The organism is Psychrobacter sp. H25, from assembly GCF_059076335.1.
In genome coordinates this window covers 1,903,149-1,919,735 of record NZ_JCACRV010000001.1, presented here as the reverse complement: position 1 = coordinate 1,919,735, position 16,587 = coordinate 1,903,149, and the positions used below count along the sequence as shown (strand labels likewise).

Below are 16,587 nucleotides of genomic sequence, written 5' to 3'. Positions count from 1 at the left end.
TTAGTACAACTGTATGCGGTCATTGATATTGTGTTGTCCAAATGAGAAGCGCTGTTGTAAGTCTGCGAGTAAGGCTTCAACTTTGTCATTGTTGCCTAGCCCTTGGTAAGCGCGCAATAGCAAAGTACCTGAGCGCAGGGTTGGCAGAACATCATAAGGTGTCTGTAGATAGTTAATCACTTGTTTATAGTTTTCTTTTGCCAGTGCATTGCCCGCCAGTACATTTAGGGCTTGCAGATGGAGCTCATTATCATAGCGTGGGTCATCGTAGCGAATCTGAATAATAGCGGTGGCTAGTGCTAGACCCTGCTCTGAGCTGCGCTCGTTGGCCAATAGTAACTGCGCATAACTGAGCTGATAAGATAGGTTGCTAGGATCTAATGCTTGCAGATGATTGAGTAAAGTGCGTTTGACGACATAATCATCTTTGTCATCTAAGAGTTGAGCCCGAGCAAACAGTAGCATTTCATTATCAGGATATTTGCGGGCGGCACGTGTTAGTAGCAGCAATGCTTCTGCTGATTGGTTTTGTTGCCACAAAATATCGGCCTGCATGACAAACGTGTCAGGCGCAAACACCGTAAAGTCTTTGCGTAGCTTTTCTAAAGTCGCGATTGCAGCATCGACATCATTATCAAGTAATTCAAACGCGACTACTTTTCTACGAGCTTCTAATACCAAGTCCTCTTGCATCACATCATTGAGATAGTATTTGGCTTGTTCAAAGAGCTGCTGCCGCTCAGCACTGATACCGAGATAGTAATAGGCTTGATCAAGGTAGGTGGGGCTTTTGGCAAGCATGTTGAGTAGATCGTCTGCGCTCGCATACTCTTCGATATCCAGACTCACCAATGCCGCTAGCAAAGTAATCTCAGCATCATCACTAAAGCGATTATGTGCTTCGAGCAGTAATCTCCAAGCTTGCTCGCTTTGTTTTAGATCCAATAAGTAGCGTATCTCGTACAGGTACAAGCTTTTGCTATCAGGGTTACGAAGGCGCGCTTGGCTGACATAATTGACCACGGTCTCGGCGGTAACGATTTTGCGCAGTATGTCAGCTTTTAAGGTAATAAAAGGCACATAGTCAGGCTGACGTTCTAATGCGCGGTTGATGTGTACGATAGCGATTTCGGGCTCGTTAAACTGGTATAGCAGACCTGCTTTTAGTACAGATAACGAAGCATTTTGCTCGCTATCTAGCGGCTGCAAAGCAGCAAGTAGCTCGCGTTTATCCTCATCGTTATTTGGATAAATACCGATAAGGATTTCGCTCAGATCTGCGCGCGGATCATAACGTAAGATACGGTTTAGCGTCTCACCAGCTAGGATGTAATCGTGTGCGCGCAGGGCTAAATGCGCCACATAAAACCAAACAGGTACATGGTCAGGGTTTTGGTCTTGCCATGATTTGGCAAATGCTAACGAGTCTTCGACCCGCTCGTTACGCAAGGATAAAGTCAATGCTCTCTCAAAAACTGCGGTGGCGTCTTCTTTAAAAGACTGCTGCTTATAGATTGCAATCGCTCGCTGTCGATTGTCGCGATCCGCGGCAAACTCTGCATCTAGTAGAGCATATAAACTTGGTTCATTAAGCTCAGGTTTCCACAAGCCAGTAGGCGCTAGACCATCAATATTTGCAATGCTATCTGCCGGCTGACTGACTCTACGAACGGTCGTGTTAACAGTAGTGCTAGTGCTAGTACTGGTACTGGTATTATTCGGATTATTATTGATAATAGCTGGTGCTTGCGGAAAGGTTACCTGTGATGAGGTGTCGGGTTGGCTGGCATGAACTGGCGTGGTCAAGCACAAACAAACGGCCAATGATAAGGCAAGCTTATACCGTTGGCACAGGCGCTCCATAACGACCTGCAACAGAGCACGAAGGCTAGATTCCTCATTAAGTGGAGGATGCGCGTGAAATAATGATCCAAAAAACATCATAGATAGCCGTATTCGTCCATGGTTTACCTACATCACTGAGGTATTTTATTTTAATCATTGTAAATCAGATAATGGTAACGAGTACCTATGACAGACATTATAAGAGCAGAGGCACACTATAAACAATAGGAGCCGTGTTACTCCGATGAGAGTCATAGTTCTTATATGAATACGCGACATGTGAGGCCTGTTTTAAGCGCAAACACGGTCGACTATGTTTTTATTTTTAGGTGCGTATCGATTAGAATACTGTGGAAATATAACAAGTTAAGTCATACTAAGCGAGCTATTTATGTTTGTTTTATTGACCACTTGCCAAAATCTGGCTATTGATTTTATAAATCGTATGGGTAGTTGATTTGTTACCTTTGTGACCAGATACAGAGATATAGCTATCATAGATGGGTGAGTGTTAATTAACGCCAGCAATAATGATATAATAAGCGGTTTTTAGGGTCTTCCTTTCAGCGCTGTCATCAAAGACTGTCTTTTGAAAATAATAAGATAGCGTAAGTAGGCAACTGAGCGTCATGTTTATGGTCTATCAATAATGAGATTAGTGGTCATTGGGGTCAATCACAAAACTGCACCAGTCGCTCTACGAGAGCGCTTGGCACTTGTGGGTGACGATGTGAATGTCGCACTCGACCAAATAGAGAGTTTCACTGATGGTAGCGTGATTGTCTCAACGTGCAACCGTACTGAGATCTATGCCCTCGTGCCGCACAACTCAGCATCGCAACCTTCAGTGTCGCAAAGCGCAGTCTCACAGCCATCTAGCTTGCAAACGACCGTTACTACCGAGCAAAACAACTTTAGTGGTAGCAGCAATGTTTCGGCTACCGCCATTAGCGCTCACATCATCAAAATAAAGACGTGGCTTGCTGAATTCAAACAGCTCCCACTCTCAGACATCGACCCTTACCTTTATGTACATCGGGATACTCATGCATTGACCCATTGGTTAAGAGTGGCTGCAGGGCTTGACTCTATGATACTGGGTGAGCCACAAATCCTTGGTCAAATAAAGCGCTCTGTGCACTTAGCGCAAGAGCAAAAAGTACTCAGTAATCAGCTTGGCTGGATTGTAGATCAAGTATTTGCCGCGGCCAAACGAGTGCGTAATGAAACGCAAGTCGGCGCGCAAGCTGTATCGCTTAGCTTTGCTGCAGCGAAACTGGTCACGCAAATATTTGATGATCTGCCCAGTCGTACACTATTGGTCGTTGCCGCAGGCGAGATGAACCGCTTGGTCGCGACCCATATCGCAGGGCTTGGGGTAGGACGAGTCATTATCTGTAATCGTAATCCTGAGCGTGCCGAAGCATTGGCGGCGGAACTACGTAGTCCCAATCGCCGTGTCGATGTAAAGCCATTGCAGGAGTTGCCACAAGTACTGGCAGAAGCAGATATTGTCAGTAGCTGTAGCGGCAGTATGGATTTGTTGATTGATAAGACAATGACGATGCAAGCACTCAAGCGTCGTCGTTATCAGCCAATGCTGATGATAGACTTGGCAGTACCGCGCGATATCGACTCCAACATCAGCCGCATTGATGATGTGTATCTATACTCTGTCGATGATTTACAGCATGTGATTGCTGGCAATATCGAGCAGCGTCGGCAAGCAGCGGTTGACGCTGAGTTACTGGTGAGTCAATTGGTTGTTGAGATAGACCGCCGCTTTCAAGTTCGTCAAGTCGGTAAAGACATTCAACAGTACCGCGTCTGTACCCAAGGTCAAGTAGATAAGCTGCTACACGAGTCTATCGCTAAGCTGCAACAGGGCGATGTCAGTCCAGAAGATATCCTCACCGAACTATCACGACGCTTAACCCAAACATTGACGCATGCACCATCAAAGCTCATGCGCAAAGCGGCGCGCGAAGGCGATAGTGATCTGCTCGACTTTGTGGTTTCAGGGCTACAGGATGCTCATCGCGGGCACTGATAGTTATACACGACTTATCAACAAATCATCGACAGTGCAAGTCATAACACTGCCCCAGCATGTCGTTGTCAACCTCTAGCATCAGTGCTAATATCAAGCTCTTATGAATGGTTTGGGTCAAGATAATGTGCTGATATCTGCTCGTAATATGACTATAAATATATTGACGCAATGTTAGTAGACTTCATCAGTGTCTCTTGTTTTGTATACGTTCAAGAGCGAGGAACCTCTAAACAGCTCAAGACATTATTGTCCAAGACAATATCGCTATATTAAAGTGCTATCTGGTCAATATTTCATTCTATCCTTTGTTTTTGCTCTAGATCAGTGCTTAATTACTACTTATTAGCTAGTCATTAATTCTGCTACTTGATCAGTATCTATATTATTTCATACCCAGATATTACGGAAAAAATAGTCAAAAAATAGTCAATCATCTAATCACACACTAGGAGTGTTCAATGCCTGCATTACGTCAAGATATCGATCCAAACGGTTTGTTAGAGTATTCAGTGGTATATACCGATCGCGCGCTGAACCACATGTCAAAAGCTTTTCAACAAGTAATGAACGATCTATCTAGTGACCTAAAATCTGTGTATAACGCTGACGCCGTGGCGATTGTACCTGGCTCTGGTACCTATGGTATGGAAGCCGTCGCTCGCCAAATGGCAAACGACGAAGATTGTCTGATCATCCGTAATGGCTGGTTCAGTTATCGCTGGACGCAAATTTTAGAGAAAGGCAAAATCGCCAAATATTCTACTGTACTTACGGCCAATCGTGCGGATGATAGCGAGTCACCTAAACCATTTGCACCAGTCGATATCGACACCGCCGTAGCCAAGATCAAAGAAGAAAAACCAGCCATTGTATTTGCACCGCACGTCGAGACATCGTCTGGTATGATTTTGTCAGATGACTATATAAAAGCACTGGGCGACGCTGTGCATAGCGTTGGTGGTTTATTGGTCATCGACTGTATCGCGTCAGGCTGCGTATGGCTAGATATGAAAGCACTAGGTATCGATGTGCTGATTAGCGCGCCGCAAAAAGGCTGGAGCAGTACGCCTAGCGCTGGTCTGGTCATGCTAAGCGACGCTGCTGTCAAAAAAGTAGACAGCACTGAGTCTGACAGCTTCAGTGTTGATCTCAAGCAATGGCTAAACATCATGCGTGCTTATGAGAATGGTGGTCACGCCTATCACGCGACGATGCCGACAGATAGCTTACGCCAGTTCCGTGACGCGGTTAATGAAGCCAAAGCAATCGGTTTTGATACACTATGTGACGCACAGTGGACGCTTGGCAAACGCATCCGTGAAATCTTAGAAGCCAAAGGTGTCGAGAGCGTAGCAGCTGAAGGCTTCAAAGCGCCTGGCGTTGTCGTCTCTTATACAGATCGTGATGACATGCATAAAGGCAGCGCATTTGCTGAAATCGGAGTGCAAATTGCTGCTGGTGTACCGCTAAAAGTAGGTGAGCCTGATAACTTTAAGACCTTCCGTCTAGGTCTGTTTGGTTTGGATAAACTAACCGATATCGATGGAACCGTGGCACGTTTTGAAGCGGCACTGGATAAAGTGTTGAGCAAGTAAAACTGTTTAAGAGACGTCTATAAACTGATGCTGTCATATTTATAGACGTTTTTGAGATGTTGCTATCGTTATCAATGTACTGAGCCGTTTATGTACGTGCTCAGTATTTTTTTACTTTTTTATTATATTTTATAATATAATGTATTTTTATAAACAATTAACAGAAATATCTAACACATCTGAATAGGTCGCTCATTATGAGTATACAAATAGACTGGCAAGCATTTACACCGATTTCTTTGGTAGGTGGTTTGATGCTCGGCGTGGCAACGGTTATCTTGCTGCTCGGCATCGGACGTATCGCAGGTATCAGTGGCATTTTTTCAAACTTGCTAAAACCTAAGCGTGTAGAGATGTGGCAGGTGCTATTTATAGTGGGTTTGGTCATATCACCAGTGCTATACGGGCTAGCAAGACCACTACCTGATGTAGAGATTAGTAGCTCGTTGCCACTGTTGATTATTGCAGGGTTATTGGTTGGTTTTGGGACTCGTCTTGGTTCAGGATGCACGAGTGGTCATGGCATTTGCGGTAATGCACGTCTGTCTCCACGCTCGCTGGCCGCGACTATGACTTTTATGCTGTTCGGTATTGTGACCGTATATATCGGTCGGCATGTCCTAGGGCTACTATAGGTGCTGGATGGCAAATTCCAGACAGTAGCGATCAGTCGTGTTAGAGCGTAAATGATAGATGATGGTCAATAGAAAATAATAATAGCGAGAGACAACAATGCTAAAGAATATAATCGGATTGCTAGCCGGATTACTATTTGGGTTTGGACTGCTGGTATCAGGTATGACTGATCCTGTGAAGGTGCAAGGATTCTTGGACGTGTTTGGCGCCTGGGATATCTCCCTTGCTCTTGTGATGGGTGGCGGTTTGGTTGTGGCGTTTTTTGGTGTGTTATTGGCCAAGCGTCAACAAAGCAGCTGGATTGGCACGCCGATCGATATGCCAAGCAAAACCATTATCACCAAACAACTGATCATTGGTGCCATGCTTTTTGGTATCGGCTGGGGACTGGTGGGTATTTGCCCAGGGCCCGGTATTGTGCTGCTTGGTACAGGACAATGGCAAGCGTATGTGTTTATCCCAGCTATGATCATAGGAATGCTGATTTACCAATGGCTTGAGCCCAAACTTGGTTGATATAGTTAGTTCTCTATAAACTGGATACGGTGTCAGCCTCGCTTAGTCCACTATTTGTAGTACTTTTCCTTAGCTTCCTTAGCTTCCTTAGCTTCCTTAGCTTCCTTAGCTTCCTTAGCTTCCTTAGCTTCCTTGTCTCCAAATTATATTGAACCAACTATCGTATAAATAGGCTAGCATTCGAAAAAAGGTCAGTTATGTGTCGCTGACCTTTTTCATGAGCAATGATTAATGATATGACTTAATAAGTCGCTATTTTATTTAACACTGGCAGTTACTTTTGGCGTTTCGTGTGCCAATGATTTTGCGGCTTGGCGTAGCTCAAATTTTTGCACTTTACCCGTACTGGTCTTTGGTATTTCGGCAAAAACAATATATTTTGGCACTTTGAAGCCTGCTAGGTGCTGACTACAGTGCGCCATCACGGTATCGCGTTGTAGCGTGCTACCAGTATGAATCTCGATAAAGGCGACGGGTACTTCTCCCCATTTATCATGGGGCGCGGCGACGACCGCACAGCTCTCGATTGCTGGGAGTTTGTACAAGACGTTTTCTACCTCGATACTAGAGATGTTCTCACCGCCTGAGATGATGATATCTTTGAGTCTATCCATGATTTTAATATAGCCATCAGGATATTTGACACCCAAATCACCTGTACGGAACCAGCCATCGGCGAATGCTGCTTCGGTGGCTTTGCGGCTTTTGAGATAGCCTTTCATCACCATATTGCCACGTAATGCCAGCTCGCCCATCTCTTCGCCATCGGCGGCCACGGGCTCAGTGGTACCTTGTTTAAATACCTCAAACCCTGCCATAAGATGGGAAGTCATACCTTGACGAGATTTTTTTTGGGCGCGTGTGGCGACGTCAAGCTCATTCCATTCTTCTTGCTCAGCGCAAACTGTCACGGGTCCATATACTTCAGTAAGTCCATAAACATGTGAGATATGAAAGCCCATTGCTTCCATCGCTGCTAGCATGGTCTCGGATGGCGGTGCACCAGCGACCCAACCTTTGACTGTATGCGTGATGGCATCCTTATACTCTGATTTGCCGCCAGCAATCATATTATGTACGACGGGCGCGGAGCAATAATGGGTGACCTGATGCTTGGCAATCAGCTGTAATATCAAATCTGCATCAATGTGACGCAAACAAACATTGACTCCAGCGCGCTCAGCGATACTCCAAGGAAAACACCAACCATTGCAATGAAACAGCGGCAACGTCCACAAATACATTGGATGCTTTGGCATGTCCCAATCTAATATATTGGAGACAGCATTGAGCGTAGCCCCGCGGTGGTGATAGACCACGCCTTTGGGTTTGCCTGTCGTGCCAGAGGTATAATTTAGAGCGATAGCATCCCATTCGTCTGCTGGCATCTCCCAATTGTCCAGACTGTCTGAACTGGCAACCAGAGCCTCATATCTCATCTGTCCAAACGGCTCAACATCGATAGCCGCATCCGCTGCGTGAATGACGATCAAGTTGGGGAAAGTCTCAGTGATGATCTCGGCGTGCTCAGCAAACTCGCTATCTAAAATTAAAACCTTTGCTTCTGAATGCTGTAAACAAAAGGTAAGGGCATTGATATCGAGGCGCGTGTTCAGTGTGCAGAGTACGCCACCTGACATCGGCACACCAAACGCGCATTCGACCATCGCGGGCGTGTTTGGCAACATGACGGCGACCGTGTCATTTTTATCAATACCCAGTTTGCGTAGTCCATCCGCCAGTTGACGACAGCGGGTATAGGTCTGTTGCCATGTTTGAGTGAGGTTGTTGTGCTCTAGATCATCATAGATGATGGCGGTTTTATCAGGATAAACTTGCGCGCTACGGATGATAAAATCAATAGGGGTGAGCGGTTGGTGGTTGGCGGCGTTTTTGCCAAGACCAGTATGAAAATCTGTCATGGTGATAGTCCTTTATCGTATTGCTATAATGCGGTAACTCAGCATATTACCTTTCTATAATGCGGTCGCCTAGCACAGTAATTTAACACAGAAAGCTTTTATAATAGTCGATTTTTATCGATTATCCTACTATGCTATGAGAGATTCTTTAGTTACGCTAGATACTATAGTTACGAAAGATACTGGCAAAAGCATCTGCCCCACTGTAGGCAAGCTGCCTGGCAATTTGGGTTATTTTTTATAACTGCCAGTGCGGTTGCTTATTGCATAATTGGTATCCTACTATTATTTAGCCATCCTTCCACTGTCGCCCAATTGCCATCCAACCGTTATCTTGCTGCCGTCATGTATATAGTGCTCACTCATCAGTCGTTTGTCTACATAGCTGACAATAATAGCGGTGTGTTACGATACTGATAACGCTACATCTTATAGTATGTCTGTTCTGCAAAAATAGTCCAAAAAACCATTCATAAGGAAAATGATATGACTGCCAGCCGTTCTGCTAATACGATCGATACCGCCAGCACCAATGAATACTATCCCCATTTATTTGAGCCATTGGAATTAGGGTTTACTACCCTAAAAAACCGTATGGTCATGGGCTCTATGCATACGGGGCTTGAAGACCGTTTCTATAACTACGGTAAGCTCGCGGCGTATTTTGAAGAGCGTGCCCGTGGCGGCGTGGCCATGATGATCACGGGCGGTATTTCGCCCAACCGCGAAGGCTGGCTACTGCCTGCTGGCGGCACGATGAATAGCAAAGCAGATGTCATCAATCACCAGCGGGTCACTCGTGCTGTCCATAAGCACGACAGCAAAATCATTATGCAGATATTGCACAGTGGTCGTTATGGGTATCATCCTTTTGCGGTGTCATCTAGCCCAATCAAATCCCCAATTTCACCGTTCAAACCACGTAAGATGAGCATCAAAAACATCGAGCAGACGGTAAAAGACTATGCACGCTGTGCCAAACTTGCCAAGCAAGCAGGCTATGACGGCGTCGAAATCATGGGTTCTGAAGGCTACTTGCTCAATCAGTTTTTATCCAGTCATGTCAATAAGCGTAAAGACATCTATGGCGGTGATATTCAAGGTCGTATGAAATTCGCGGTTGATGTAGTCACAGCTGTTCGTGAAGCCGTGGGTGAAGATTTTATTATCTTGTTCCGTCTGTCAGTAATTGACTTAGTCAAAGACGGTAACGTTATGGATGAAGTCATCACCGTAGCAAAAGCGCTAGAAGAGGCGGGCGTGACGATCATGAACACGGGTATCGGCTGGCATGAAGCGCGTGTCCCGACTATTGTGACGAGTGTCCCGCGCGCGGCTTTCGTTGACTTTACTGCTGAGATCAAAAAACACATCAATATCCCAATGATGGCGGCCAACCGCATCAACATGCCAGATACCGCAGAAAAAATCATCGCTGATGGTCAGGCAGATGTGATTCAAATGGCACGTCCATTCTTGGCGGATGCGCATTGGGTCAACAAAGCCAAAAACGGTCAGACAGATCGAATCAACACCTGTATCGCCTGTAACCAAGCGTGCCTCGATCATACGTTTGAAAACAAACGTTCGACTTGTCTGGTCAATCCGCAGGCGTGCTATGAGACAGAGCTGGTCTACAAAAAAGCGAAAAAAGCGAAAAAAGTCGCTGTCATCGGTGGCGGTGTCGCTGGTATGTCAGCGGCTCACGTCGCCGCCTTACGTGGTCATGATGTGACGTTGTTTGAAGCAAAAGATGTGCTGGGCGGACAGTTCAACTATGCCAAAGTCATCCCTGGTAAAGAAGAGTTTTTTGAGACTGTTCGCTACTATATTAATGAGCTTGAGCACTTGGGCGTCGAGGTCAAACTCAACACCTTTGTGGATAAAGACATGCTAGAAAAAGCTAAGTTCCATCATGTCATTGTGGCCACGGGCGTCGTTCCTAGAAGCCTAGCAGGTAAGCTCGAAGGTGCTGATTTGCCACAAGTCATCAGCTACGCAGAATTGCTCTCTGGTGAAAAAGCCGTAGGTGATACGGTAGCGGTTATCGGTGCTGGCGGTATTGGTTTCGATGTCAGTGAGTATCTGACAGCCAACCATGGTCAGTCGTTGGACGAGATCGGTCCTGAGGGTCTCAAAGACCCAAGCTATCGCCCTGAGCCGCAGTCAATCAGTGAGTGGCGCGAAGAGTGGGGCGTGACTAATGATACTGACTATCAAAGTGATGGCGGACTGGTCAGACCTAAAGCGATTAAGCCAATTCGTCAAGTCTATCTCATGCAGCGTAGCAAAGGTCGTCTGGGCAGTGGTCTGAACAAAACCTCAGGCTGGGTGCATCGCGCCCATATCAAATCGCATGGCGTCATCCAAGTGGCTGGCGTGCAGTATGACAAGATCACTAACGAAGGTATCTGGGTGACCAACGCCCAAGGTCAAAGCCAGCTACTACGTGTCGATAGCGTCGTCGTCTGCGCTGGTCAAGAGTCGGTCGTTGAGCTAATGCCAAATGTCGGTGATGCACCAGACGAGCAATATCACCTCATCGGTGGCGCCAAGCTCGCCGCTGAGCTAGATGCCAAACGTGCAATTCGTGATGGTGCTGAGGTTGCTGCAGAAATCTAAAAGTTAGATAGCTTGAGTTAAATATAAAAGCAGCAAGATAGATTATCTTGCTGCTTTTTTACTTTAGAAAAAGTGGTAGTTAGTGCCTTATTTATCTGGCTTTATTTTAGTCCGATATCGTAATTATTTTAATGGCAAAGACTTCAACTATAGAGAGGCGTTAGTGAGAGGCTATTGTATTAGAGCATCGTCTTCAGCCAGTATTTGCGTTAATGGTTGTTTAAGATTCAGGTATACCTGAGGTAGCGCTTTGAACGGCTCAAGGGTAAAGCTAAAAGGCTTGTCTGCGTTAAATACCCAATAATTTCCTATTAATTTACCATCTGTCGTTTGCAGATCATCTCGTGGTACATGGTTGATAGAAAAATGATTTTTATCAGCCTCATACCAGATACCCATCGCACGCAAATCTTTCTCATCGTTATAACTTAGTGTTAGCTGTGGCTGAATTTGGTTATTTACCGTTGCTAGCGTTATTGTCTTACTAGGAAAAGGCGCTAATGCTTTTGCCCAGCCATTACTCTGCTGTGAGTGAGCCGATACGCTAGCCCACTGTCGTTTGACGTAGGTTGCATCTGCATTCGAGTGGACAATAGCAAATAGATCTTGTTGAGTGATTTCTACTATTTGGCGACGAGGGTATACCGTCACAGTCGTTTTATCGGCTGAAATAGTATTGTCTTCCATCCCCAAAAAAGAAGTCAGTGCAAAGAAAATAATGGCGATTTGTTCCATGAGTTACTCCACCTTTTTTAACGGATTAACTTTAAATAGCTACCCCTAAAATGCTAAGTAAGATGCAGAGACATATACAAGATTAAGATATCAGCAGACTACAAGCTCAAGCATTCATCTCATCAATCAACCACTGTTCAAAATCATTCACCTGCGCTGCCAATTCAGGTTGCGAGTTTGCTAGTTCAGCGAGCGCATTTTTGATTTCATGCTTATTATATTTAACACCCGTCAATGTCTCTTTGAGCAAGTCAATCAGCTCAACATTTAGCGCGTCAGAAAAGATCACAACCTCTGAAATCATTGCCTGCTTCACATCCATATGCACATCTATCATGCCCCAATCAAAGCGGGTCTCGATATGATGGGTGAACTCAGGCGTCTTGCCAAAGCGCCAATCCCAGTCAGCCATTTGCTGATAGTAAGCGTTTAGCGTTGGCTGCTTGGCAAGGCTGGCTTCATCCAACTGCTCAACTGGCGCAGTCTCTCCATAATAGTCACAAAACGCCTCGATAATTGCCTCAGACAGCGTCTCATGATTGATGGCATCATTGAATTTTACCAAGTTTGCCACACGCGAACGCACAGATTTGATGCCTTTTGCTTTGAGTTTTAGCGGATGCGGATTGAGATAGTCGCCAAGCTTTTGCATGTTGGCATTGACCAGTAGTGTCCCATGATGAAAGCTGCGGTCGGCCGCATGTTTAAAGGCGCTGCCTGAGATTTTTCGGTTGCCCACTTGCATGTCATTACGACCAGATAGCGTGGCGTCTATGCCCAGCTTTTTTAGCGCATTGATGATAATGGTAAAGTTAGCCGTTTGGTCATACGCGTGCTTGGGGGACAAAAAAGTAAAATTGGTGTTGCCCAAATCATGAAACACCGCACCGCCACCACTCTGACGCCGCGCCAAAAACACATCATCTGCCGTCATCTTATCCGTCTTGCACTCGACCCATGGGTTTTGCGAGCGCCCAATGACCACGGTCTCAGAGTTGCGCCACAAGAAAAGCGTGTGCGAGTCGGCATTGAGTGTATTAAATATCCAGTCCTCAGTGGCAAGGTTGAACCAAGGATTGGTCACCGCAGACTTTAAGATGCGCAGTTTCATTATTTATCCTTTTTTTAATCGTTTTTATAGGGTAAGTGTTATAAATAGATACTGATATTCTTACTGATAAAGGGCTGAGGTTCAATGGGAGAGTGGTAGAGAGAGTATTTCGATGAAATCTATAAGCAATACTATGACAGAGAAAGTATTAAGTCTTGCTGCTAGTAGTGAAAAAGCCGAGCAATAGGCTCAGCTTTATGATGTATTAAATCTCAATAATATCTCACCCTATTTAGCACAAATCTCCCACTGTGACTTGGTACTGAGATAACACTGCATCACCGCTTTGCCAGACTGCGCATAGGTATCACTGACGATACGCTGATTGGTTGGCAGACGATATCTGATGATCGCGGGCTCGTCATTGACGGTCGTCGTCCATCCAGTCACTTCATTACGGTCATTATAGTTTGCACTGGTCGAGGTTGCCATTTTGCCAAATCCCGGCAGATTATAAGCGACCTGCCTAAAACTATAACTCATTGCTGCACCTTCAGCGCCCTCATACTGACAGTTTAGCTTTTTTTGTAATTTGTCTTGTTTATAAACGTAGCAAGTGGTCTCACCTGAGAACTGACCAACCCCGCAAAACCCTGCCGTTGCAACTGACATCATACCGATGCATAACGCTATCCGTTTCATAATCATTCCTCAATAATTTATAAATCCTACTAATCATATTGGTCATCTATTTTTGTATCGCTAGATACGAGCCAATACTTTCTAGATAGTAAAAAATTAGTAAACAAATATCAACTATTTTATTTTTAAGGAAAACTCCTACTGATTAGATAGTATTGGTTATACTTTGATATTATTAAGATTATCTATCGCGCAGTCTTATTGTTAAAGAGCTTCGATATCAGGATAGGTTCTACTCTTATAGGTACTAATGGGAGTAATGTCTCAAGAGTGACTTCGGAGTTTGCCAGTATATGAATAGTGAGGTACTGAAATAGGCTAAAGTACATAAGTTATAGGTCAGCAGCAACTACTGGTCTATCGCTAAATAATGTGTTTTACCCGGTTATTTAAGATAAAAAAAGACGAATATATGGATACGGCTTTAAGTAAAATGGGTCAATCAATTAGAATGGCGCTATAAAATTTATAAAAAACGACATATCAAACGACTAAAGTTCTACCTTCATAGTGCTTTATCAGCACGATAATTTTTACCACATAGCAGACAGTTATGACCGACACGAGTTGGCAAATGCAGTCTAAGCACTTAATAGGATTACCCAATGACCAACCGTGACCTCATCATCTTTGTGACGCTCTCTTTTATGTGGTCGCTCTCCTTTGTGTTTTATCGGGTTGGCGTGCCTGAGTTTGGGTCATTGGCTTTTGCCAGTCTACGCGTGATATTTGCCGGACTGGTCATGCTCGTCTTTGTACTACTAAAGAAAAAAAACAGAGAGGGTATTAAAGCGCATTGGAAAATGCTATCGCTTGTCGGTATATTTTCGGCAGCGCTGCCTTTTGTGTTGTTTTCGTTTTCTGCTCAGTCAGTGAATGCCGGTGTATTGGCCGTATTGAATGCCTCTGTACCGATGATGAGTGGCTTTATCGCTCGCGTATTTTTTAAAGACAGGCTATCAAAAAAACAAGCACTCGGTCTGGTTATTGGCGTGGTTGGGGTCATTATATTGATGAGCGAAAGCCTGTTTGGCGGCGGGGAGCAGGGTAAAGGCTTGGTTGAAGGACTACTACCGATGGGCTATGCGTTACTGGCCTGTGTTGGCTATGCTGTCGGCGCTAACATCACCAAAAACTATCTGTTCAATGTCTCCCCTGTTGCGATCACGGCAGGCTCACTGATTATTGGTAGCATCATTATGCTGCCTGTTGCCTTTAATGAGTTCCCTTATGGTCAGGCAATCAGTCTAAAAGCATGGGTATCTGTGATATGTATCGGCGTATTTTCGACCGCCATTGCTCTGATATTCATGAACCAGTTAATCAAAAATATTGGTCCAACGCGTGCCACGAGCATCACATTGGTTATTCCTATTTTCGCGATTATTTTGGGATATGTATTGCTTGGTGAAGCGCTAAATATACAAGCTATTATTGGCTCAATCGTAATCTTGATCGGTACCTATCTGTCATTAGAGCTATCTGTTAAGAGTATGCTGCAGTCAAAGAATACCACTCAGACAAATAAAGCTTAAGACTTGGTAAACAGTCTTAGTAGCAATGGCTTACAAAGATTCAAATAAGTGAATATTGGTGTATCTGTTTGTAAATATTGCTTGGAATAATTGCAGCTGCCCCCTATAAAGAACTCGGCTAACGAATAAAGCGCTTGGCAAATCAAATCAATAAAACCGAGCGCTATATACCAACAAATACAAAACCTGTGATTTAGGTTTAATACAACGAACAAGGCTTTTTATGGCACACGATAACTTATTTGAAACCGTCGAAATGGGCACTCAGACCCTAAAGAACCGCATTATCATGGCACCGCTCACGCGTCTGCGTTCAGTTGAGCCAAGCGATGTACCGACAGCGCTTGCTGGCGAGTATTACTCTCAGCGTGCAAGCTCTGGTCTGGTCATCACTGAGGCGACGCAAGTCTCCTTCCAAGCAAAAGGCTATGCAGGTGCACCAGGCGTCCACACCACAGACCAGATCACGGCATGGAAGGCTATCGTAGACAATGTCCATGCCAAAGGCGGCAAGATCGTCGTGCAGCTATGGCATACAGGTCTGGTCTCTCATGAAAGCGTACAGCCAGACGGCAAAGCGCCAATCTCTGCCTCTAATGTTGATGTTGGTGTGCGCACCTCGCTACGTGATAGCGATAACCAAGCCATTCGCGTCGATGCAACGCCGCCACGTCCAGCCACGCTAGATGAAATCAAGCAAGTCATTGCTGATTTTGCTCAAGCAACTAAGAACGCTCAAGAAGCTGGCTTTGATGGCGTAGAGGTTCATGGTGCCCATGGTTACTTGCTACATCAATTTTGGGTTGAGCAAACCAACCAGCGCGATGACGAATACGGCGGTAGCCGCGAAAACCGTGCACGTCTGACGTTAGATGTCGTCGACGCATGCGTAGATGCTTGGGATGCAGACCATGTTGGTATTCGTATCTCGCCACTAGGTACATTTAACAATGTAGAAGCGGGCTACGACGAAGACGAAAACGTCTGGATGGTTGAGCAAATCAACAAGCGTGGTCTGATGTATTTACATTTATCAGAGCCTGACTGGGCAGGTGGTACGCCTTATAACGACGGATTCCGTCAGCGCGTCCGTGATGCTTTTGACAATACGATTATTGCTGCGGGTGGCTACACAGCCGAAAAAGCAGAGAGAAACGTAAAAGCAGGTTATATTGACGCGGTTGCTTTTGGTCGTGACTATATTGCAAACCCTGATCTGCCTGAACGTATCCAAAAAGGCGCGGCGCTCAATGAGCAGCATCCAGAGTCTTTCTATGGCGGCGGTGCAGAAGGTTACACCGACTATCCTTCTTTAGATCAAGCGTAACGGCCATTGAGTCAGTATTTTTGACTCAGTAGCTGCATGACGTATCAA

At 45.2% G+C, this 16,587-nt stretch carries 12 protein-coding genes; 7 read left to right on the top strand and 5 right to left on the bottom strand.

Going from position 1 to position 16,587, the window contains the following annotated elements; genetic code table 11:
• Nucleotides 1–1,944 carry a tetratricopeptide repeat protein gene (locus tag AC5JPO_RS07715; protein ID WP_493853738.1) on the bottom strand — a complete coding sequence of 648 codons (1,944 nt, stop codon included), beginning with the start codon at nt 1,942–1,944 and terminating at the stop codon, nt 1–3.
• Between the two features lie 550 nt (nt 1,945–2,494).
• On the opposite strand from AC5JPO_RS07715, the gene hemA reads away from it, so the two are divergent.
• The 4 genes from hemA (at nt 2,495) to AC5JPO_RS07695 (ending at nt 6,645) form a co-directional block, all read left to right on the top strand.
• Nucleotides 2,495–3,895 carry a glutamyl-tRNA reductase gene (gene hemA, locus AC5JPO_RS07710; protein ID WP_493853737.1) on the top strand — a complete coding sequence of 467 codons (1,401 nt, stop codon included), beginning with the start codon at nt 2,495–2,497 and terminating at the stop codon, nt 3,893–3,895.
• 461 nt (nt 3,896–4,356) lie between these two features.
• Nucleotides 4,357–5,493, top strand: a complete 1,137-nt coding sequence (locus tag AC5JPO_RS07705) for an aminotransferase class V-fold PLP-dependent enzyme (RefSeq protein WP_493853736.1) — start codon at nt 4,357–4,359, stop codon at nt 5,491–5,493.
• Between the two features lie 197 nt (nt 5,494–5,690).
• Complete coding sequence (locus AC5JPO_RS07700) at nt 5,691–6,128, top strand: YeeE/YedE family protein (RefSeq protein WP_493853735.1); 438 nt, start codon at nt 5,691–5,693, stop codon at nt 6,126–6,128.
• 97 nt (nt 6,129–6,225) lie between these two features.
• On the top strand, nt 6,226–6,645 hold the full coding sequence (locus AC5JPO_RS07695; protein ID WP_319052139.1) for a DUF6691 family protein: 420 nt from the start codon (nt 6,226–6,228) through the stop codon (nt 6,643–6,645).
• A 257-nt stretch (nt 6,646–6,902) separates the two neighbouring features.
• On the opposite strand, the gene AC5JPO_RS07690 is transcribed toward AC5JPO_RS07695, so the two are convergent.
• On the bottom strand, nt 6,903–8,567 hold the full coding sequence (locus AC5JPO_RS07690) for an AMP-binding protein (RefSeq protein ID WP_493853734.1): 1,665 nt from the start codon (nt 8,565–8,567) through the stop codon (nt 6,903–6,905).
• A gap of 486 nt (nt 8,568–9,053) precedes the next feature.
• On the opposite strand from AC5JPO_RS07690, the gene AC5JPO_RS07685 reads away from it, so the two are divergent.
• Nucleotides 9,054–11,189 (top strand): 2,4-dienoyl-CoA reductase FMN-binding domain-containing protein, encoded by a 2,136-nt coding sequence (locus AC5JPO_RS07685; protein ID WP_493853733.1) that lies wholly within the window; start codon nt 9,054–9,056, stop codon nt 11,187–11,189.
• Nucleotides 11,190–11,360: 171 nt separating this feature from the next.
• Here the strand turns inward: AC5JPO_RS07685 and AC5JPO_RS07680 are convergent, their stop codons facing one another.
• The 3 genes from AC5JPO_RS07680 to AC5JPO_RS07670 form a co-directional block, all read right to left on the bottom strand.
• On the bottom strand, nt 11,361–11,924 hold the full coding sequence (locus AC5JPO_RS07680) for a hypothetical protein (protein WP_493853732.1): 564 nt from the start codon (nt 11,922–11,924) through the stop codon (nt 11,361–11,363).
• A gap of 106 nt (nt 11,925–12,030) precedes the next feature.
• Nucleotides 12,031–13,035 (bottom strand): lipoate--protein ligase, encoded by a 1,005-nt coding sequence (gene lplA, locus AC5JPO_RS07675; RefSeq protein ID WP_493853731.1) that lies wholly within the window; start codon nt 13,033–13,035, stop codon nt 12,031–12,033.
• A 228-nt stretch (nt 13,036–13,263) separates the two neighbouring features.
• Nucleotides 13,264–13,677 carry a hypothetical protein gene (locus tag AC5JPO_RS07670; protein WP_493843878.1) on the bottom strand — a complete coding sequence of 138 codons (414 nt, stop codon included), beginning with the start codon at nt 13,675–13,677 and terminating at the stop codon, nt 13,264–13,266.
• Between the two features lie 605 nt (nt 13,678–14,282).
• Here AC5JPO_RS07670 and AC5JPO_RS07665 point away from each other — a divergent pair.
• Entirely contained in the window at nt 14,283–15,212 is a 930-nt protein-coding gene (locus tag AC5JPO_RS07665) for a DMT family transporter (RefSeq protein WP_493853730.1), read from the top strand.
• A 223-nt stretch (nt 15,213–15,435) separates the two neighbouring features.
• Entirely contained in the window at nt 15,436–16,539 is a 1,104-nt protein-coding gene (locus AC5JPO_RS07660; RefSeq protein ID WP_493853729.1) for an alkene reductase, read from the top strand.
• The last annotated feature ends 48 nt before the right edge of the window (nt 16,540–16,587 follow it).